Here is a 19903-nt window from a genome sequence, read left to right as displayed (position 1 = left end):
ATCCCAGCTTAGTCATACGACCTGCCGAGAAGGTTATTTCCCACCCACCTTTCAGATCGGAGGAGCAAAATGAAGATGATCATCTCACCGGCTAAGCAAATGGTTAGCGATGACGAACCACTGGTTAGCCCAACCCCCATCCGCTTTCCCGACCAGGTGACGGAGTTGATGGCGGATTTAAAGTCGCGCACCCCCGCCGAGTTACAAGAACTCTGGCGGTGCAGCGATAAGCTGGCCCGGGAAAACGTCGCCCGGGTGCAGGCCTTCGATTTAAAGCGGGTCGGGACCCCGGCTGTCTTTGCTTACGCGGGAATTCAATACCAATCACTAGGGGCGGGAGTGTTGACCGACCGGGGTTTGCAAAACCTTGGGCAACGCTTATACATCTTGTCCGGGCTGTACGGGCTCTTAGGGGCCTTCGACGGCATCTTGCCCTACCGACTAGAAATGGGGGCTAAGGGCGAAATTGCCGGTGCCAAGAACCTCTACCAATATTGGGGTGCCCGCCTTTACCAAGCACTCTTTGCGAGCGGTGACCTAGTGGTTAACCTGGCCTCAAAGGAATACAGCAAGGCGATCACCCCCTACCTCACCCCCGCTGACCGGTGGGTAACCGTTTTGTTTAAGCAAGAAAAAAACGGCCGCCTGGTTCAACAAGCGACCGCGGCTAAGAAGGCCCGGGGGTCGCTGGTCCGATACCTAGCCTTAGAAAACGAACCTACCTTAGCCACCATTAAGGCCTTCACGGTCGGCGGCTACCGCTACCGAGCGGACCTTTCGACGGAAGCGGAGTACGTCTTCGTCAAAGACTAGCGTTGGGCTTGCCACTCGGCATCAAACTCAGCCAAAAAGTCGATCATCACTTGCTGGCGGTGCGCAGCGATTTCTTTGGCGACCGGGGTGTTGAGCATCCCGGCTAACTTGAGAAGTTTTTCGTGGAAGTGGTTGATGATCGTTTCGTGGTCCAAGTTACGGTATTCGTCCTTAGTCAGGTTTTCCCGCGGGGGCATGGCCGGGTCGTAAATGACTTGGTGGTGCTTGCCGCCGTAATAAATTGCCCGGGTGATCCCGATCGCCCCGATGGCGTCGAGCCAGTCGGCGTCCTGAACGATTTGGCCGGCCAGGGGCAGGGCGGGACGGTTACCGTCTAAGGTGCTAGCAAAGGACATCTGGCTGATGATCGACATGATTAGTTCAACCTGGTCTGCTGTAAGGCCCAGCCCAGTCAAAAAGGTGGCGACCTCTTCTTTAGCGGCGTCGACGTTATCGACTAGCTTATCATCGATCGTGTCGTGTAAGTAGGCGGCCACCACCGGAACAAAGGGATCCTGATCCATTGCGGTGGCAATCCGGCGGGCCATCTTAACCACCCGGCTTAGGTGGTCAAAGCCGTGACCGCTCTTATCTTGCCCCAGTTTTTGTTTGGCAAACTTGGCGATTGCCATTAGTTGTGCTTGTGAGTCCATGAGAACCTCCTGAAAATTGATACTCTCACCTTAAGCCCTTGCGTGTGCGGACGCAAGGGCTTTCGTTTGGAAGCGGTGGGCAAAGGGCGGTAAGATAGATAAAACTAGAAAGGGTGATTTGAATGAGTAAAATTTTTGTCGCTGGAGCAACTGGCCGGGTTGGCCAAGAGGTCGTTAAACAACTAGCCGCTGCTGGTCAAGAAGTCTTAGCCGCTGGCCGCAAGCTCGATCGCTTACCAAAGGGGGAGTTGATTACCCCGGTCGCATTTGACTTTACCTGGCTTCCCGACCAAATGGCCAAGTTGCTGACCGGCGTGGACGCAATCGTCTTTACCGCCGGCTCGCGGGGGAAAAATCTTTTACAGGTTGACCTCAACGGGGCGGTGAAGTTAATGCAGGCCGCCAACTTAGCCGGGATCAAACGCTTCGTCATGCTCAGTTCGGCCTATTCAATGGACCAAGCGATGTGGGGGAAGGTAAAGACCTTGAGGGACATCACTGATTACAACATCGCCCGCTACTTTGCCGACAAGTGGCTGGTCGATGAATCAGGCTTAGATTACACCCTAGTTCAGGCTGGGATCTTAACGGAAGAACCGGGGACGGGGAAGATTGAACTTAACCCCGCCCAAAGTGACAGCAACGCAATCCCCGACGTGGCACATACCATTGTGGCCGCTCTGGCTGAACCGGCGACTGTCAAGAAAGTCTTCATCATTAAAAACGGTTCGACACCGATCGAAGAAGCCCTCAAGACTTGCTAGGCATGTAAGCGGCGCCAATCGTTTGGTTTGAATTTTCGGTAACAAATATGCTAATGTGGTAGACGTTATCTTAAAATTTAGAATGAAAGAAGGTTCCAGCATGCACTTGACGAAGGCAACGATGGACGACCTTGACCGGGTCATTGAAATTTTAAAGGACGGCCGCAACCAACTGGCCGAACGGGGAATTGACCAGTGGCAAGGCGACTACCCTAATCCCAAGCAAGTTGAAGAAGACATCAACAAGGGGGTTGCTTACCTAGTTCACTCCGACGATCACGAAACGGTGGGCGCCTTTTCAATCGTTCCGGCCCCGGATCCCGTGTACGATGCCATGGACGGGAAGTGGCAGCTCAACACGGACCAGTACCTGGTGATCCACCGGGTTGCCATCCACTCCGCTCACGCCGGCAAAGGCTACGCGTCCGGTTTGTTTAACAACGTGATTGACTACATCAAGCAAAACCGGCCAGACATCCTGTCGCTGCGGATCGACACCCACGAAGACAACGTGCCGATGCAGCACCTGATTGAAAAGAACGGCTTTACCCGGGTGGGAACCTTATTTGGGGTTTACCGGCCGGAAGAAAATTCCTACGTCTACGAATTATTAACCCAAGGGTAGGCACAGTGACCTTAGTACTACAATCCAAAAGGTGGGTGGGAAATAACCTCCTCGGCAGGTCGTATGACTAAGCTAGGACGAACGGTTGGTGCGGCACGCACCGTTCTTCGGCCTGCTTAGACACTAGGCCTGCGGTTATTTGCCACATTTTCTGTCTAATATTTGTGAATACAGCAGGAGGCTGGGAGAAAACACGGTTTTCTCCCAGCCTCCTTTTTTGCATTCGGATCGTTAGCTAACGGTGACCCCCGTTGGATGGGGGGTTAAGGGAACCAGCCGTCCCGGCAAGCCCGCCTGGGTAATGGCGGCCTGAAAGGCGGGGAAGTCGGCTTCTTTGAGCAGGGTCATCACGGTCGGCCCGGCCCCGCTGAGGTAGGTAGCCAGGGCCCCACACCGGTGGCCGAGCTCCCGCAGTTGGGTTAGCTCGGGGACCAGGTGGGCCCGGGCTTGCTCGTGGAAGCGATCCTGTTCGATCAGTTGCCCGACCAGTTGGTAGTCACCGGTAAATAGGGCCGCGACGAGGGTGTTGGCCGTGGCACTGGCCGCCACCGCCTCCTTGAAGGGGAGGGTCGTTGGTAGGGCGGCCCGGGCCTCCTTGGTCTTAACGTTATAGGCGGGAATGTAGGCGGCAAATAAATAGGGCGGTAGGGGTGCTTTGACGGCTGCAAACCCACCGTTAACTTCAGTGCCGATCACCAATCCGCCCAAGATGGTGGGGGCGACGTTGTCGGGGTGCCCCTCCAGTTGGCAGGCGAAGGCCACCTTTTGTTCGTTTGACAGGTGCAACGCCCCTAGTTGGTTGGCCAACTCGATCCCGGCGACGATCGCACTGGAACTGGAACCCAGGCCGTGGGCCACCGGGATGTCACTTTGCACGGCGAGGTGGTGTGGTGTGAGGTCGGGTACAAGCTGACGGGCGGTTTGAACGATCAGGTTACTCTCGTCGTGGGGCAAGTCGGCCAGTTGGTGGTCGACTTGCCAGCTAGTGGCCGGCCCGAGGACGTCGACGGTTAAAAGAAGCGACAGGGCGACGCCGATTGAATCAAACCCAGGGCCTAAGTTAGCACTGGATGCGGGAACAATAATCTGCATGGCCGCCTCCTAATCTAAAACCTTGTAGGCCGCCTGTAAGGACAGGGTTGGTGACTGGTCAAGCAGTTCCTTAAGTTGGGCCAGTTGGGCCTGGTTAATGGCGTGGGTGATCACGACCACGTGGGCGTGCCCCTGGTGGGCGGCGGTTTGCACCAGCTGCTGGAAGCTAGCGCCCACCTGGGTCATCAAGCCGGCTAGCTGCTGCATTTGCCCCGGCACGTCCGGCATCTTCAAGGACAGGTAGTAAGGGAAACTAACCGCCTTGGGGTCGGCGGGGCCTAACTCCTGGGCGAAGTTATTAAAGGAGTTCCCAGTCGTCTTTAACACCAGGTTTTTGGTGGTGGAGGTAATGTCGCTCAAGACGCTGTTAGCGGTGGGTAAGCCCCCGGCACCGGGCCCGTAAAAGAGGGTGTCGCCGACCGCTTGGCCCGTCACCATCACGGCGTTGTTTTCGTTGTTAATTGAAGCCAGTGGGTGGGACTGGTTGACCAAAGTGGGCGCCACCTCGACGAAGAGACCGTGGTTGACCACCTTGGCTAACCCAACCAGCTTGACAACGTAGCCGAGCTTTGATGCTTGGGCGACGTCTTCTTTGGTCAATTGATCGATCCCAACGATTTCTAACTCATCGACGGCGACCTCGGTCCCGAAGGCAAAGTGGCTCAAGATGACCATCTTAAAGGCGGCGTCCTTTCCCTTAACGTCGTTGGTCGGGTCAGCCTCGGCAAAGCCGAGCTCCTGGGCCTGTTTGAGGGCAGTATCGTAATCGAGCCCCTGCTTAGCCATTTGGGTGAGGATGTAGTTGGTCGTCCCGTTGACGATCCCCTTGACCTCCAAGATCTGGTCGGCCGAAAAACTATTGGCAATCGTGCGCAGGATTGGGATCCCCCCGGCCACGCTGGCCTCATACATTAGGTCGCAGTGGTTATCGTGAGCCAACTGGGCCAAGCGGGGACCAACGGCGGCGATTAAATCCTTGTTGGCGGTAACGACGTGCTTGTGCTGTTTTAAAAGGGCGGTGATGTATTCTTCAGCCGGGTGCAACCCGCCCAGTAATTCAACGGCGATGTCGATTTCCTCGTCATTTAAGATCTCGGCGAAGTCGGTCGTTAAGGTAACCGAGTCGGCCACGGCCTCGTGCTTGGCCGGATTACGGACCAGCGCCGTTTTCACGGTGATCCGCTGTCCGGTGACGTTCGTAATTTTATCCCCGTTTTCTTGAATCATTTTTAACACTCCGGACCCGACCGTGCCGAGCCCCAGTAAGCCAACTTTGATTTCTCTCATTAACTCCACCTCTCTTTAATCTTTTTTTCATTTTAGTGATTGTAACACGGGCGTAAATTAGGCTACAATAGAAAAAATTTATGAGATCATTTTTTATACGGGAGGGAGATCACATGCAATACCGAAGCACCCGCGACCAAGCGGCTAAGCAAATGACGGCGCCCGAGGCGATTTTACAGGGGTTAGCCCCGGACGGGGGCCTCTTTGTGCCCCAGTCGTTTCCCCAACCAGACTACGACCTGGGGGCCCTCGTTAACGCCCCCTATCAAGAGGTCGCCACCACCATTTGGGGCTGGTTTTTTGACGACTTTTCGCTGGCGAGCCGTCAAGCAATTGTCCGGGGGGCCTATGGTGAGCAGTGGGATGATTCCCAGATTGCACCCCTAAGCGAGCGGGTGGCGGGGAATTATTACTTAGAACTCTTCCACGGCCCAACGCTGGCTTTTAAGGACGTTGCCTTACAAGCCCTTCCCCGGTTGATGAAGGAGGCGGTCACGGTGACCGGTGATGATAAACAAATCATCATTTTGACGGCCACTTCCGGTGACACTGGCTCGGCGGCGATGCGGGGCTTTAGTGACGTTACCGGGACCCAAGTAGTTGTTTTTTACCCGGACGGTGGGGTGAGCCCAGTCCAACTGCGTCAAATGCTAGCGATGAAGGGGGATAACCTGGCGGCCGTAGCGGTGGCCGGCAATTTCGATGACGCCCAAACCGAGGTTAAAAAGATCTTTAACGACCAAGAATTTGCCGCTCGGTTAGCCCAGGCGGGCGACCGCTTTTCGTCGGCGAACTCGATGAACATTGGCCGGCTGATTCCCCAGCTTACTTATTACTTCACCGCTTATGGCCAGTTGGTCAAGCGCGGGGAAGTTGAACTCGGCGCCCCGGTTAACTTTGCCGTGCCAACCGGGAACTTTGGGGATATCCTCGCCGGTTACTACGCTAAAAAATTAGGGCTGCCGATCAACAAGCTCCTGTGCGCCTCCAACCAAAACCGGGTCCTGACCGACTTTTTTGCGACCGGCCACTATGACCGGCGCCGCCCCTTCCACCTCACCACGGCCCCGGCAATGGACATCCTAGTTTCCAGTAACTTAGAGCGCCTCTTGTTTGACCTGTATGACCAAGAGGCAGGGGCGGTGGCTTCCTTAATGAAGGAATTGAACCAAACGGGCGAATATCAAGTTACCGACGAAGTTTTAAAGCGTCTGCACCAAGACTTTGTCGCTGATTGGGCCAGTGAAGAAGAAATTAGCGAAGAGATTCGACGGATCTATTTGGCAGCTGACTACGTCATTGACCCCCACACGGCCGTGGGTTCGGTGGTGGCGCACCGATATAAAGAACGGACGGGGGATAACACCCCGATGGTGGTGGTCGCCACCGCTAGCCCCTACAAGTTTGCCGAAACGGTCTACCCGGCGGTAACGGGAAAGGAAACGGCGGCGCGCGGGCTGCAAGCAATTCAAGGGCTCAACGAATTCTTAGGTGAGGAGTTAAGCCCGGGGGTCAAGGCCCTGTTTGAAGGGGACCAACGCTCAGAACAGCGGGTGGAACCAAGTGAGATGGCCCAACTAATTGAAAAACGGCTCGGCTTAACGAGTGAGCAAAAGGAATGATTGCTTAATGGAAGAACAAGTTTCAAGTAGGCGGCACGAATGGCAGATTGCCCTAACGGCTTCGGCCCCGGTGATGCTCGGTTACATCGTCTTAGGATTGGGGTATGGTCTCTACACCCACAGCCTCGGCTTTTCCTGGTGGGTACCAACCCTGATGGCGCTAACGATTTACGGTGGCTCGGTCGAATTTGTGATCGCCAACATGTTAACCCAGGCCTTTAACCCCCTGACCGTCCTGGTGATTACCCTGGTGGTGGGCTTTCGCCAGTTTTTCTACTCAATTGCCATGTTGGGTAAGTACAAGGGGCACGGTTTCCAAAAGTTCTTTCAGATTTTTTCTTTAACCGATGAGACCTTTGTCGTTAACTACCAGCTTCGGTTGGGTGATGACGTGGATCACCAACGGGTGTATACGATGGTGGCGGCACTCGATTACTTTTACTGGGTGTTTGGTACCTGGTTAGGTGGCACCCTGGGGAGCATTTTGGCCATCCAAATTAAGGGCCTCGACTTTGCCATGACCGCCCTCTTTTTGGTCCTCGCTCTCGACCAGATCCTCAAAGAAAAGAGCCACGTTAGCTCGGTGTCGGGTCTCGGGATGCTTAACGCTGGTGGGGTCAACTTACTTTCTCTTGGTGACCCTGCTACTATTAGTCGTTGAATTCACTATTTTGTACCGGCGGAGGACGATGAAATGAGTTTAGTTCAGCAATTGTTAACAATCGCGTTCGCCGCTAGTGCTAACTTCTTGACTAGGGTGGTGCCCTTTCGCCTCTTTCAACGGGGCAATCAAACGCCACGCTATATCCAAGGACTAGGGGAGTTTTTACCCGGCGCCATTATGGTAATGCTGGTGGTTTACTGCCTACGTAACGTTACTTGGTTGTCTGGCAACCATGGTTGGCCGGATTTGATTGCTTGCACGATTACGATTTTAGTCCACCTGAAGTGGCGGTCCCTGTTTGCTTCAATGATTATCGGCACCACCGCCTACATTCTAATGGTCAACTTTGTCTTTTAGACGACAAGGTGGGTGGGAAATAACCTCCTTGGCAGGTCGTATGTAAGATTGGACGAACAGTTGGTGCGGAACGCACCGTTCTTCGGCCTGCTTAGACACTAGACCTGCGGTTATTTTCCACATTTTCTGTCTAATATTCGTGAATACAGCAAGAGGCTGGGAGAAAACACGGTTTTCTCTCAGCCTCTTTTTTACGTTTTCTGATTAAGCTAAGGCAATCGACCACCACAGCCACACCTTTAAGACTGGCCGTAGGGGTGCGCACCTATTAATGAACAAGACTAGTCGCCCCAAACCTCTTTGGCAATGTTAAAAGCGGACCAAGCGTTTGGCCAACCAACGTAAAAGGCGAGTTGGGTAATCATTTCGGCGATCTCTTCTTTAGTAATACCGTTGGCCTTGGCCGTTTGCATGTGGTAGGGGAGCTGTTCAAAGGCCCCCTTGGTGATCAAGGCGGTGACCGTTAGAAAGGACCGGTCCCGCAAGGAAAGTTCCTTTTCCCGGGCCCAAACCTGCCCGAATAAGACATCATCGTTTAATTCCGCGAATTTCGGGGCGAATTCCCCCAGCTGGTCGCGGCCAGCGGTTTGCTTTTTAGCCATTTAAATCATCCTTTCTCCAGATCGTTAATACCATTATAAAGAAGCCAATTTGAAAAGTTAAATACCTTCTTAGAGGGATAGTTAATACCCAAAGTGCATTATTGATTCTTAGCAATGGTTGATTATTAGCAATTAATTGGACAATTTTCACTCAAATCAATAGTTAAAAAACAGTGAGTTTTAGTAAAAATTTTTAAACGATTTCACAGATGGGGATTAAAGCCTAATGTAACGGCTTTCTCGATCGCTCGCTCAACGATGAACAATGTTTACGATAAATGAAAAGCGTGTATAATAGGCAATGTAAGCGGTAACTTAATTATCCTTTTTACTTTAAGGAGGGCACTATAATGAAAAAGTTAGACTTTGAAAGCCTTAAGCACAACCCTGAGTACGAGGTTCTTCAGGTCCTCGGTACTGATGGCAAGGTTGTCAATGAGGACTTAATGCCAGACCTAACCGATGATCAATTGGTAGATCTGTTTAAGCAAATGATTTGGTCCCGATTAGTTGGTGACCAAACTGCTAAGCTTAGCCGTCAAGGCCGGTTAGGTTTCTTCGCCCCAACTGCCGGGGAAGAAGCCAGCCAAATGGGTTCCAACTTCGCGATGACCAAGGACGACTTCCTCTTGGGTGCATATCGTGACGTCCCACAATTGATCAAGCACGGTCTGTCCTTAGCTAAGGGCTTCATGTGGTCTAAGGGTCACTACAACGCTAACGACTACCCAGAAGAATTGAACGCTTTGCCACCACAAATCATCATTGGTGCTCAATACGCTCAAACTGCTGGGGTTGCCCTTGGGATCAAGCTCAACGGCGACAAGAAGGTTGCCTACACCTACACTGGTGACGGTGGTACTTCGCAGGGTGACTTCTACGAAGGGATTAACTTCGCAGGGGCTTACCAAGCACCGGCTGTCTTCTTTGTTCAAAACAACGGTTACGCTATCTCCGTTCCACGGAAGCTGCAAACCGCTGCTCCAACCCTGGCTCAAAAGGGTGTGGCTGCCGGAATTCCTTCCATCGTAGTTGACGGGATGGACGCCCTGGCGGTTTATGCTGCTGCTAAGCAAGCACGTGACTACGCCGTTGAAGGTAATGGTCCAGTGATCATCGAAACGCTGACTTACCGTTACGGACCACACACCCTTTCTGGTGACGACCCAACCCGTTACCGGACCAAGGAAGAAGAAGACGAATGGCACGCAAAGGACCCACTGGTTCGGATGCGTAAGTTCCTGACTGACAAGGGTCTTTGGGACGACGCCAAGGAAGAAGCCTACAACGCTGAAGTGGCTAAGGAAATCGACGACGCTATCAAGGAAGTTGAAAGCCAACCAGCTCAAAAGGCATCTGACTTCTTGAAGTTCGAATTTGTCGACACTCCAGGTGCTATTCAACGTGAAATCGATGAGTACAAAGAAAAGGAGGCCAAATAATCATGGCTAAGATTACGATGATTAAGGCGGTCACGGACGCCCTCGATGAAGAATTAGCTCGTGACGAAAAAGTTCTTGTCTTTGGTGAAGACGTTGGTAACAACGGTGGGGTTTTCCGTGCCACTGAAGGCCTCCAAGCTAAGTACGGCGACAAGCGTGTCTTCGATACTCCATTAGCTGAATCCGGGATCATCGGTTTAGCTAACGGGCTTGCCACCCAAGGTTGGCGCCCAGTTCCAGAAATCCAATTCATGGGCTTCATCATGGAAGCCTTTGACGAAATTGCTGGTCAAATGGCTCGTCAACGCTTCCGTCACGCAGGTTCTCGTAAGGCTCCGATCACCATCCGTTCACCATTTGGTGGTGGTGTTCACGCCATCGAACTGCACTCCGACAACCTGGAAGGGTTAGTGGCCCAAGTTCCTGGTCTGCGGGTAGTTATTCCTTCTGACCCGTACGACGCTAAGGGGCTCCTTGCTTCCTCCATTCGTTCCGATGACCCAGTCTTCTTCCTGGAACACATGCGGGTTTACCGTTCCTTCCGTCAAGAAGTTCCGGACGAATCATACACTGTTCCGTTGGACAAGGCTGCCGTTAAGCGTGAAGGTTCTGACGTTACCATCATTTCCTACGGTTACATGGTTCGCGAAAGCTTAAACGCCGCTGAAGACCTGGCTAAGGAAGGCATCAACGCCGAAGTTCTTGACCTTCGTACTGTTTCCCCACTTGACGAAGAAACGATCTTAAACGAAGTTAAGAAGACCGGTCGTGTGGTTCTGGTTCAAGAAGCACAAAAGCAAGCTGGTGTAATGGGCTCCGTTGCTGCCTTGATTGCAGAAGACGCAATCCTTTCCCTGGAAGCACCGATTGCCCGTGTTTCCGCACCGGATACCCCTTACCCATGCAGTGACGCCGAAGGTGCTTGGCTTCCAAACAAGGACGACATCATCGCCGCTGTTAAGAAGACCGTTAATTTCTAGTGAGGTGGATCTGAAATGAGTAAATACCAATTCAAGTTACCAGAACTTGGTGAAGGGATGGTCGAAGGGACTGTCGGCGAGTGGCACGTTAAGGAAGGTGACCACATCGCAAAGGATGCTGACCTGGTTAACATCGAAAACGACAAGTCCTCAGAAGATCTTCCGTCACCGGTTGATGGTACGATTACGAAGATTTTAGTTCAAGAAGACGAAACAGCAGAACTCGGTGACCCACTGGTTGAAATCGAAGTTGCCGACGGTGAAGGTAACGTTGAAGACGACGGTGCCGCTGAAGCTCCGGCCGCTGAAGAAGCACCTGCTGCAACGCCTGCTCCGGCCGCTCCAGCCGCTGCGGGTGCTGCTCCTGCTGAAGCAGACCACTCCGTTCCGGTTCTGGCGATGCCAGCCGTTCTTAAGTACGCTCGTGAAAAGGGCGTTGACTTACACCAAGTTACGGGGACTGGCCGTCACGGTCAAATCTTGAAGGCTGACGTTGACGCCTTCAACGGCGCTGCTCCGGCTGCTACTGAAGCCCCAGCCGCTACCGAAGCTCCGGCACCAGCACCAGTTGCTGCTGCCCCAGCTCCGGCTGCCGCAGAAGGTTGGCCAGAACATGCTGAAAAGATGAGCAAAATTCGCAAGGCCACTGCTAAGGAAATGACGACTGCTAAGGACCAAATCCCAATGATCACTGTCTTTGACGACGTGGTTGTTGACAAGCTTTGGGACCACCGCAAGAAGTTCAAGCAACTGGCTGCTGACCGCGGGACTCACCTGACCTTCATGGCTTACATGACCAAGGCTTTAGCAGTGATTATGCGCGAATTCCCTGTCTTCAACTCCAAGGTTGACATGGAAAACAAGCAAATTAACTACCGTGACTACATTAACGTTGGGATCGCCACTGACACCGACAACGGTCTCTTTGTTCCGAACGTTAAGCACGCTGACCGTTTGAGCCTCTTCGGTATTGCTGACGCTATTAGCGAAAACACCGCTAAGGCTAAGGACGGCAAGCTCAGTGCTGCTGACATGAGTAACACTGGGATGACGATTACTAACATTGGTTCCATTGGTGGGGGTCACTTCACGCCAATCGTTAACTGGCCAGAAGTTGCCATCATCGGGATGGGGAAGATCTCCCAAGAACCGATCGTTGTGGACGACCACATCGAACCAGCTAAGGTGCTGAAGCTTTCCCTGACTGTTGACCACCGGGTAATCGACGGGGCAACCGCTCAACGGGCAATGAACCGGATGAAGGAACTGCTTGGTGACCCAGAATTACTGTTAATGGAGGGATAATTAGTCATGGTTGTTGGTGATTACGCAATTGATTTAGACACGATTGTCATCGGTTCCGGCCCTGGTGGGTACGTGGCAGCCATCCACGCTGCTGAACTGGGCCAAAAGGTGGCCGTGATCGAAAAGGAAAACACTTTAGGTGGGGTCTGCTTAAACGTTGGTTGTATCCCGTCCAAGGCGCTGATCCAAGTTTCTGAAAACTACCGGACGGCCCTCGAAAACGAAGACGAAGGAATTTCCGCATCCGACGTTAAGTTAGACTGGGCTAAGGTACAAGAATTCCGTGCCGGCGTCGTTAACAAGATGACCAACGGGGTTTCCTACCTCTTCAAGAAGAACAAGATTGATGTGATTCACGGGGTGGCCTTCTTAAAGACCGACCACAGCTTACGGGTAATTGACGGCGAAAACGCCCAAACTTACACCTTCAAGCACCTGATTATCGCGACTGGTTCTCACCCGATTGAAATTCCTGGCTTCAAGTTTGGTGGCCGAGTGATCGATTCCACTGGGGTTCTGGAATTAAAGGAATTACCAAAGGAACTGGTTATCATCGGTGGGGGTTACATCGGTAGTGAATTAGCCGGCGCGTACGCTCGCTTCGGGACTCACGTTACGATCCTCGAAGGGACCGACTCAATCTTAAATGCCTACGAAAAGGACTTAGTTAAGATTACCGAAAAGAAGTTCAAGGAACTGGGTGTCACGGTCATTACTAAGGCCATGGCTAAGGAAGCTAAGGATACTGGCGACGCCGTTGAAGTCTCCTACGAACAAGACGGTAAGGTGAACACGATCAAGGCTGATTACGTTGCCGTAGCAGTTGGTCGGAAGCCAAACACCAAGGACATGGGTCTGGAACAAGTTGGGATTGAAACGACTGACCGCGGCCTGATCAAGGTTGACGCTCAAGGTCGGACCAACAAGGAAGATATCTTTGCCATTGGTGACATCGTTGCCGGGGCTGCCTTGGCACACAAGGCTTCCTACGAAGGTAAGATTGCTGCTGAAGCGATTGCCGGGCAATCCTCAGTGGTTGACTACCGGGCAATGCCAGCCGTATGTTACGTGGACCCTGAAATTGCGACGACCGGTTTAACGGCCGCTCAAGCAAAGGAACAAGGCTTAGACGTTAAGGCTTCCAGGTTCCCATTCTCCGCAAACGGGCGGGCAACTTCTAAGAAGGCAACTGATGGTTTCGTTCGCCTGGTTTCCTTAAAGGACAGCGGCGTAATTGTGGGTGCCCAAATTATTGGGGACAGTGCCTCCGACATGATCAGTGAATTGACGCTGGCCATCGAATCCGGGAGCACCGTGGAAGACATCGCTCTGACGATCCACCCACACCCATCCCTGTCTGAAGCCGTAATGGACGCAGCTGACGTGGCCCTTGGCTTCCCAACTAACATCTAATTGATTCATATGTGAGGAAGTAGATACGATGCAATACCTAGCGATGAAGTCGAACGACATTCGGCGCAACTTAGCAACCGAACAGTACCTGATGAACAGTGACCAAATGACTCCTCCGTTCATGCTCTTTTACATTGAGGACTCATGTATCATTGTTGGTCGCAACCAAAATACCCTGGAAGAAATTAACCAGGAATATTGTGAAGAACACGGAGTTACCATCACCCGCCGCCTCTCCGGTGGTGGAGCGATGTATCAAGACATGGGGAACATGTGCTTCTCCTTTATCGTCCCGGCCGATGAAGTTCGCTTCGGTGACTTCAAGCAACTCGTGCAGCCCGTTGTGGACGCCCTCCACGACATGGGGGCCACCGGAGCGATGGCGACGGGGCGTAACGACATCGTCATTGATGGTAAGAAGTTCTCTGGTAACGCCATGTACACCCGTGGTGGTAAAACCTTCTGCCACGGCACACTGATGTACAACGTCAATACGGATGTGGTTGCGGACGCCTTGTCGGTCCCAAAGGACAAGATTGAATCAAAGGGAATTAAGTCAGTTCGCTCACGGGTAACCAACATCATGCCTTACTTGAAGCCGGAATTCCAAAACTTAACCACCCAACAGTTCCGCGATGAGTTAATCAAGCGGATTTGGAAGGTCGATAAGATTGAGGATGCCCAGGTTAACGAGTACGAACTGACGGCAGAAGATAACCAAGCAATTGATGAAATTGAGGGTCGTCTTTACAAGAACTGGGATTGGGTTTACGGGAAGTCCCCGGACTTTACCATTCAAAAGCGGCGGCACTTTGACTCCGGAACAATTGATGCGCGCTTCCTAGTTGAAGAAGGGAAGATCGCTAACCTGAAGATCTACGGTGACTTCTTTGGTACCGGTGACGTTCACGAAGTTGAAGAAGCCCTCCAAGGGGTAGCCTACACGCCATCAGCGATCAAAGAAAAGCTCCAGCAGCTTGATTTGAATAAGTACTTCGCTGGTGAAGATGCAACCCAAGTGATTGAACTACTTTCCAAGCAAGAATAAGATAAGGGGGGCCACCTTGGTGGTCCCCCTTATCTGTACATAGGAGGAAGAACGATGGAATGGCAAAGCGCATACTACCAAGTCCCGCACGATTTTAGTGCCTACCCCTTTAGCTACCCACAGTTGAGTCAGCTCGTGAAGGTGACCCCTTTTTTGAGTGGGGAAACAACCCGCTTAATGATGACAAATCATTATGGAAAGGCGCCGCTGACTTTTGAACGGGTGGCCATTGCTAATCAACCGACCATGGCGGGGGCGACGGAAGTTGGGGCGGTGACCATTCAACCGGGACAAACCCTCGCCACCACACCGGTTGACTTTCAAGTTGAGGCGGGGCGGCCAGTGTACGTGTTGATGGTTGCCGAGCGACCTCAAACCTATTATGATTACACTTGCACCTTTGAACCGAGTTGGGTTAACGCCGGGGTGGCGCGTCAAGCCGGCAAGGTGCCGCGGCTAAACGACCGCTGGCGGGTCCGTAAGTCCTGGTTCTCATTCGCCGGGCTCGAGACCCAACCGACCCAACCAGCGACCGTGGTCAACCTAACCGGAGATTCACTGGTTGAAACGGGGATGTTGGCAGCGGGCCTGTTTACCCTTAGCCAACGTGACTTCCCGAATTCCGTTACTTGGCGGATGACGGGGATTTCCGGCAACCGGCTAGCGCTTGCGGCCCCAACCAATCAGTTGCCGGAGAAAACCTTTGGCCCCGCTTTGGTTGACCGCTTGGCAGACTTGGTAACCGTATCGGCCAAGTTAACGGTTGCCTCGATTGGGGGGAACGATCTCCTCTTGCCGGTCGATAATCCGGGAGGGGACGAGCCAATTCCGAGTGTCGAAAGCTTAGTCCAAGCTTTCACCAACTTAAAAAGCGGGTTGGCGGCTCATGGTCAGGAGTTGATCGTGCCCACCCTTGCTCCCTTGCGCTTGGCAGGGGAGCCAACCCTCTTTCAACCGGGTGAAAAAGAGGTGGACCAAAAGCGGCGCACCCTTAATCAGTGGCTGGGGAGTCAACCTTGGGTAGTCGATACCGCGCCACAGCTGACCGCACCTCACGCCACCGTGCTCGCCCCGGAAAATGACTTTGGTGACCACCTTCACCTTAGTCCTACCGGGGGACGACACCTTGCCGAACTACTCTGGCCGCGAATTAAGGGTGCCCTGATGAATAACTAAACTAGTTAGGAAGTGAAGCATGGATACGCGCGTATTACGATACTTTTTGAAGGTCGCCGAGACCAATAACATTACCCGGGCGGCCGAATAGCTCCACGTTACTCAACCGACCCTTTCCCGCCAAATCATGGACTTAGAAGAGGAATTAGGGGTTCCCCTGTTTGACCGTCAGCGTCGGCAAATGCACTTAAACCAGGCCGGCGTGCTCTTTCGCCAGCGGGCTTCCATGATGTTGGCCCTGTTGGAGCAGGCGGGAAATGAGCTTCACCAGCAGGGAACCGATTTAACCGGGACGATTAACCTCGGTGTGGTCGAAACCGGGGTTGGAGGTTTCATGATGGAAATGGTGGCCAAGTTCCGGGACCGGTATCCGGGGGTTCAGTTTGCCCTCTTCGATGGTGATGGCGACAGCCTCCGGGAGCGCTTAGATCAGGGAGCTGAAGACATTGTCGCCTTGGTGGAACCAGTCGAAGCCGCTAAGTACAATTACATGCGCCTGCCGGTACGTGAAGAATGGGGGATCATCATGAAAAAAGATGATCCGCTGACCCGCCGCGATGTATTAACCAGGGAGGATTTGTATGACCTGCCGTTGATTGTGGGGCGGCGGGGGATCATGCGCGACTCAGTTAGCGACGTTTTGAAGCTCGATCAGACCAAGCTTAACATTCTGATCACTATCAACTTACCAATGGTCTCCAGGGACTTGGTGGTTAACCACCACTATTACCACCTAGGAATCCGGGGCGTTTACGAAATGTACAAAGACGACGACCTCGCCTTTGTGCCCTTTTCACCCCAGAAAACGAGTGGGCACCTACTCGCTTGGCGCAAGAACACGATCTTGTCGGCCCGTACAATGGCTTAAAGATAATTTATAAAAAGGCCCTGCAGTTAAGCAGGACCTTTTTAGCTTTACTGGGACACTATTGGGACACTAACCAACTTAAAACGTTGATATATCAATACTCTTAAACATGATATCCATGTTCTCGAGCGAAAAACCAGCTGCTGTTGAAGCCATAACCCACTTTTCGTTAGTGGTCATGGTGTTAGCTTGGCGTGTCCCTGTCTGTTCCATATTCAATTCCTCCAAAATGGGCGCTCTCTGGCGTCCTTTATTTCGTATCGCAAGTATTATGTCATGAATTGGGCACGCTGGCAAGTAAAAATAAAGAAAGGATGAATAATAAATAGTGATCGATTATGATTGTTCGGAAATAAAAAACCGCCGGCGCACACGGCGTCGGCGACTTTCTTAGCTTAATTAACCCTTGGCACCGCTACTGGTCGGCACGGGGGCTTTGCCCTGGTGAGCTGACTTAGTAGCCTTAGCCTTGGCTTTGGTCTTAATAACGGTTACCCGAAATTCGTTGACGTAGGCGTTTTCCAAGTCGAGGGGGGTAAAGGAGAAGTTTTCCACCCGGATTGGTTGACCCACCTTCAAGTCGTACTGTTGCTCCAGGAAAAAGCCGGTCAAAGTTGACACTTGGGTCTGTTCGAACTGGGGAATGGAAATCTTGAAGTAGCGCATGAAATCATCCAGTGGCATTTTTCCGGAAACCTTAAAGGTGGGGTTTCCTTGGGAATCGGGCTGGGTCTTTTCGATCATGTCGGCTTGGACGTGATCGATTTCTTCGCCGATCGTCCCGAAGAGTTCTTCGTAGATGTCCTTGTCGGTCACGATCCCAGAGGTTCCCCCGTACTCATCTTGCACAATGACCATTGGAACCTGCTTTTTGATCATTATCTGTAAAACGTCGGTGATCGGCTGATTTTCATAGGCGATTGGCAAGCGCCGCACGATGGCCCGGATTGATTCTTCCGGGTTGATCTGGTTTTGGCGCATGATGTCGTAAGAGAAGATGTAACCTAAGATGTGGTCCTTATCGTGATTGGCCACGACCGGGAAGCGGGTGTACTTCTTTTCAAAGTAGAGGTGGGCGGCGTCATCGATCGTTTCGGTGACGTCGATCACCGTTAACTGGGTCCGGTCGACCATGATGTCGCCGGCCACCTTGTCGTTCATCTTAAAGGCCCGTTCCATGAATAAAACGTCGGCCCGGTCGAGTTCGCCGGCCTTCTCAGATTCCTGGGAGAGGGAGACAATTTCGTTTTGGGTGTAGATGTCTTCATCGGGGTGAATCGAAAAGCCGAGCAAGCGCGTAATGGCGGCCGCTGAGCGGTCAAAGATCCACACCAGTGGGAAGAAGACGACGTGGAAGAACATGATCGGGTGAACGATGGCCAGGAGAATATTGACGGGTTTGTCAATGGCAATGTTTTTTGGCACCAGGTCGGTGAAAACGGCGTGAAGAAAGGTAAAGACCAAGATCCCGATGACTGAAGATAGGTCGTTGGCCACGGCGGTTGGCAACAGGTGCCACTTGATGATCAAAGCCGTGATGTAGCCTTCCCCGATCCACCCTAAGATCAGGGAGGTCAAAGTGATCCCAACTTGGGCGGTGGAGAGGTATTCCGTTAGGTGATCCAACATGTGCAAGGCCCGCTTAATTTTGCGGGTCTGCTTCATGGTCCTCAGTTCGGTTGGCCGAACCTTAATCAGGGAGTATTCGAGAAGGGTGAACAACGCTGCCAAGGCGAGGATGGCGACGATGATCACCAATATTGCGGGGCTGGTACTTTCTGTTTCCATGGATTAAAAAAATCATCCTTTCCAAATTAATCAATGTTAAGAGCAATTATAGCAATTCAAGGCCGGGAAGGGAAAGAAAGTAAAGTGATTTTCCGTATTTTCTGTCTAGCCTGCGGAAATTAAAAAGCTGAGGGAAGTCCGCGCCTATCTCAGCTTCGTCATTTTAATCAGTTGGGGTGGTTTTCTTACCCCGAAAGAGGAGCACCAGCCCTAGGTTAACCAGCAAGGTGAACCCGGTAACGGCAAATACCGCCGAGTAAGAATATACCCCAGAAATCATTGAACCCATGACCGAACCAAGTACGGAACCGGCGGCTTGGAAGCTCTGGTTGTACGAGAAGACCCGCCCAAAGGCTTCTTGGGGGACGTCGAGGGTCAGGATCGTTTGGGCCGCCGGTAAGAGGGCGGCGTTGGCTAACCCCAACAAGAAACGCCAAAAGGCCAGGTGCCACGGGGACTTAGTAAAGATCATTGGCACGAACAGCAGGGTGGCGATTAAAAGTCCCCAGATGAGGACCTTCAAGGGCCCGATGCGGTCCATCGTGTGGCCGACCTTGGAGGCGGCCACCAAGGTCCCCATCCCCGGGGTGGCCGCCACCACCCCGGCCACGAAGGCAATGTTACCCTGGTTGTGCATCAGTTCCTTGACGTACAAGGAGACAATTGGGTCGATTGACATCACCGAGGATTGAACGATCATGGTGGTGATAAACATGACCACGATCAGCTTCACGTTCGGGATTTTGTGCATCAGTTCGCCCATTGGCTTGAGGGCCTGCTTAGTGATGGGGGTGAACTGTTCCTTGGTGATGAACCAGGTTGCAAAGAAGACGACGAGCATCAAAAAACCGGTGATGAAAAAGGGGATTCGGTAGCCAAACCATCCCGACAGGGTCCCCCCGAGCAGCGGCCCAACGAGATTACCGGTCACCCCGGCCGTCATCATGGCGGCCATTACCCAACCGGACTTAGAGTGGGGTGTTTCACCGGCCATCAGCGCCGTGGCGTTGTTGATGTAACCAGAAAAGGCCCCCTGTAAAAAGCGCAGGACGATGATCATCCAAACGTTGGTTGACAAACCGGTTAAAAAGATGGTGATCGCCATCACACCCGACGCCCGCATGCACATTAGTTTGCGGCCCTTGCGATCGGCTAACGAACCCCAATATGGGGAAACAATTGCCTGGGAAATAAAGGTCATCGCAAAGGCGAGTCCGGAATAAAGGTTGAGCTGCAGGCGGGAGAAATGTCCCAGTTCGTTGATGAACAGGGAGATAAAGGGCATGGTCATCGAATAGCCCATCCCGGTAATAAAGCTGCCAATCCAGAGGGTATAAAAGGTTTTGTGCCAGCCCCTTGGTAGGTGTTCGCTGGTGACGTTAGTATCCATGATACTCAGGTTCA

18 protein-coding genes and 2 pseudogenes are annotated in these 19903 nt (G+C 52.6%); 14 read left to right on the top strand and 6 right to left on the bottom strand.

Annotated elements, in window-relative coordinates; translation table 11 throughout:
- Positions 1–69: 69 nt before the first annotated feature.
- On the top strand, positions 70–813 hold the full coding sequence (yaaA, locus tag FG166_RS06155) for a peroxide stress protein YaaA (protein ID WP_003683333.1): 744 nt from the start codon (positions 70–72) through the stop codon (positions 811–813).
- Here the strand turns inward: yaaA and FG166_RS06150 are convergent.
- A complete protein-coding gene (locus FG166_RS06150; RefSeq protein WP_003683335.1) occupies positions 810–1466 on the bottom strand; it encodes an HD domain-containing protein in 657 nt (218 codons plus the stop codon). The genes yaaA and FG166_RS06150 overlap by 4 nt on opposite strands.
- A 122-nt stretch (positions 1467–1588) precedes the next feature.
- Here FG166_RS06150 and FG166_RS06145 point away from each other — a divergent pair, with 122 nt between their 5' ends.
- Positions 1589–2230 carry an NAD(P)H-binding protein gene (locus FG166_RS06145; RefSeq protein ID WP_003683336.1) on the top strand — a complete coding sequence of 214 codons (642 nt, stop codon included), beginning with the start codon at positions 1589–1591 and terminating at the stop codon, positions 2228–2230.
- A gap of 100 nt (positions 2231–2330) precedes the next feature.
- The gene (locus FG166_RS06140) at positions 2331–2855 is read left to right on the top strand and encodes a GNAT family N-acetyltransferase (RefSeq protein WP_004563200.1); all 525 of its coding nucleotides are present in this window, start codon (positions 2331–2333) and stop codon (positions 2853–2855) included.
- Between the two features lie 231 nt (positions 2856–3086).
- Here the strand turns inward: FG166_RS06140 and thrB are convergent, their stop codons facing one another.
- Together thrB and FG166_RS06130 are read right to left on the bottom strand one after the other, a co-directional pair.
- Positions 3087–3947, bottom strand: coding sequence for a homoserine kinase (gene thrB / locus FG166_RS06135; protein WP_003683341.1), 861 nt, complete (start codon positions 3945–3947; stop codon positions 3087–3089).
- 9 nt (positions 3948–3956) lie between these two features.
- Positions 3957–5234, bottom strand: coding sequence for a homoserine dehydrogenase (locus FG166_RS06130; RefSeq protein ID WP_003683342.1), 1278 nt, complete (start codon positions 5232–5234; stop codon positions 3957–3959).
- 113 nt (positions 5235–5347) lie between these two features.
- Here FG166_RS06130 and thrC point away from each other — a divergent pair, with 113 nt between their 5' ends.
- The 3 genes and pseudogenes from thrC to FG166_RS06115 all read left to right on the top strand — a co-directional run bounded on the left by thrC (position 5348) and on the right by FG166_RS06115 (position 7877).
- On the top strand, positions 5348–6856 hold the full coding sequence (gene thrC, locus FG166_RS06125) for a threonine synthase (RefSeq protein ID WP_035431068.1): 1509 nt from the start codon (positions 5348–5350) through the stop codon (positions 6854–6856).
- Positions 6857–6863: 7 nt separating this feature from the next.
- Positions 6864–7554: pseudogene (locus tag FG166_RS06120) on the top strand (AzlC family ABC transporter permease).
- The gene (locus FG166_RS06115) at positions 7551–7877 is read left to right on the top strand and encodes a branched-chain amino acid transporter permease (RefSeq protein ID WP_003683348.1); all 327 of its coding nucleotides are present in this window, start codon (positions 7551–7553) and stop codon (positions 7875–7877) included. Before FG166_RS06120 ends, FG166_RS06115 begins: the two are co-directional and overlap by 4 nt.
- Positions 7878–8158: 281 nt before the next feature.
- Here FG166_RS06115 and FG166_RS06110 read toward each other — a convergent pair whose 3' ends face one another.
- Positions 8159–8479, bottom strand: a complete 321-nt coding sequence (locus FG166_RS06110; protein WP_003683349.1) for a carboxymuconolactone decarboxylase family protein — start codon at positions 8477–8479, stop codon at positions 8159–8161.
- 350 nt (positions 8480–8829) lie between these two features.
- On the opposite strand from FG166_RS06110, the gene pdhA reads away from it, so the two are divergent.
- The 8 genes and pseudogenes from pdhA to FG166_RS06075 all read left to right on the top strand — a co-directional run bounded on the left by pdhA (position 8830) and on the right by FG166_RS06075 (position 16711).
- The gene (gene pdhA, locus FG166_RS06105) at positions 8830–9921 is read left to right on the top strand and encodes a pyruvate dehydrogenase (acetyl-transferring) E1 component subunit alpha (protein WP_003683350.1); all 1092 of its coding nucleotides are present in this window, start codon (positions 8830–8832) and stop codon (positions 9919–9921) included.
- Positions 9922–9923: 2 nt separating this feature from the next.
- On the top strand, positions 9924–10901 hold the full coding sequence (locus FG166_RS06100; RefSeq protein ID WP_003683352.1) for an alpha-ketoacid dehydrogenase subunit beta: 978 nt from the start codon (positions 9924–9926) through the stop codon (positions 10899–10901).
- Between the two features lie 15 nt (positions 10902–10916).
- On the top strand, positions 10917–12206 hold the full coding sequence (locus FG166_RS06095; protein ID WP_003683353.1) for a dihydrolipoamide acetyltransferase family protein: 1290 nt from the start codon (positions 10917–10919) through the stop codon (positions 12204–12206).
- Positions 12207–12212: 6 nt separating this feature from the next.
- A complete protein-coding gene (gene lpdA, locus FG166_RS06090) occupies positions 12213–13619 on the top strand; it encodes a dihydrolipoyl dehydrogenase (protein WP_003683354.1) in 1407 nt (468 codons plus the stop codon).
- A gap of 28 nt (positions 13620–13647) precedes the next feature.
- Positions 13648–14667: a lipoate--protein ligase gene (locus FG166_RS06085; RefSeq protein WP_003683356.1), complete on the top strand. Its 1020-nt coding sequence runs from the start codon at positions 13648–13650 to the stop codon at positions 14665–14667.
- Between the two features lie 54 nt (positions 14668–14721).
- Complete coding sequence (locus FG166_RS06080) at positions 14722–15843, top strand: SGNH/GDSL hydrolase family protein (protein WP_003683358.1); 1122 nt, start codon at positions 14722–14724, stop codon at positions 15841–15843.
- 103 nt (positions 15844–15946) lie between these two features.
- Positions 15947–16033 (top strand): annotated as a pseudogene (locus tag FG166_RS09770) (helix-turn-helix domain-containing protein); the annotation flags it as partial.
- Positions 16025–16711 carry a substrate-binding domain-containing protein gene (locus tag FG166_RS06075; protein ID WP_260245243.1) on the top strand — a complete coding sequence of 229 codons (687 nt, stop codon included), beginning with the start codon at positions 16025–16027 and terminating at the stop codon, positions 16709–16711. The pseudogene FG166_RS09770 and the gene FG166_RS06075, both read left to right, overlap by 9 nt.
- Before the next feature lie 399 nt (positions 16712–17110).
- On the opposite strand, the gene FG166_RS06070 is transcribed toward FG166_RS06075, so the two are convergent.
- Together FG166_RS06070 and FG166_RS06065 are read right to left on the bottom strand one after the other, a co-directional pair.
- Positions 17111–18499 carry a hemolysin family protein gene (locus tag FG166_RS06070; RefSeq protein WP_003683364.1) on the bottom strand — a complete coding sequence of 463 codons (1389 nt, stop codon included), beginning with the start codon at positions 18497–18499 and terminating at the stop codon, positions 17111–17113.
- Between the two features lie 163 nt (positions 18500–18662).
- A complete protein-coding gene (locus FG166_RS06065; RefSeq protein ID WP_035431071.1) occupies positions 18663–19889 on the bottom strand; it encodes an MFS transporter in 1227 nt (408 codons plus the stop codon).
- Positions 19890–19903: the final 14 nt, after the last annotated feature.

The sequence above is a fragment of the Limosilactobacillus fermentum genome (assembly GCF_013394085.1).
GTDB classification, from domain to species: domain Bacteria; phylum Bacillota; class Bacilli; order Lactobacillales; family Lactobacillaceae; genus Limosilactobacillus; species Limosilactobacillus fermentum.
Note: the sequence above shows the minus strand (reverse complement) of the source record. Positions and strands in the feature narration are given on the sequence as shown.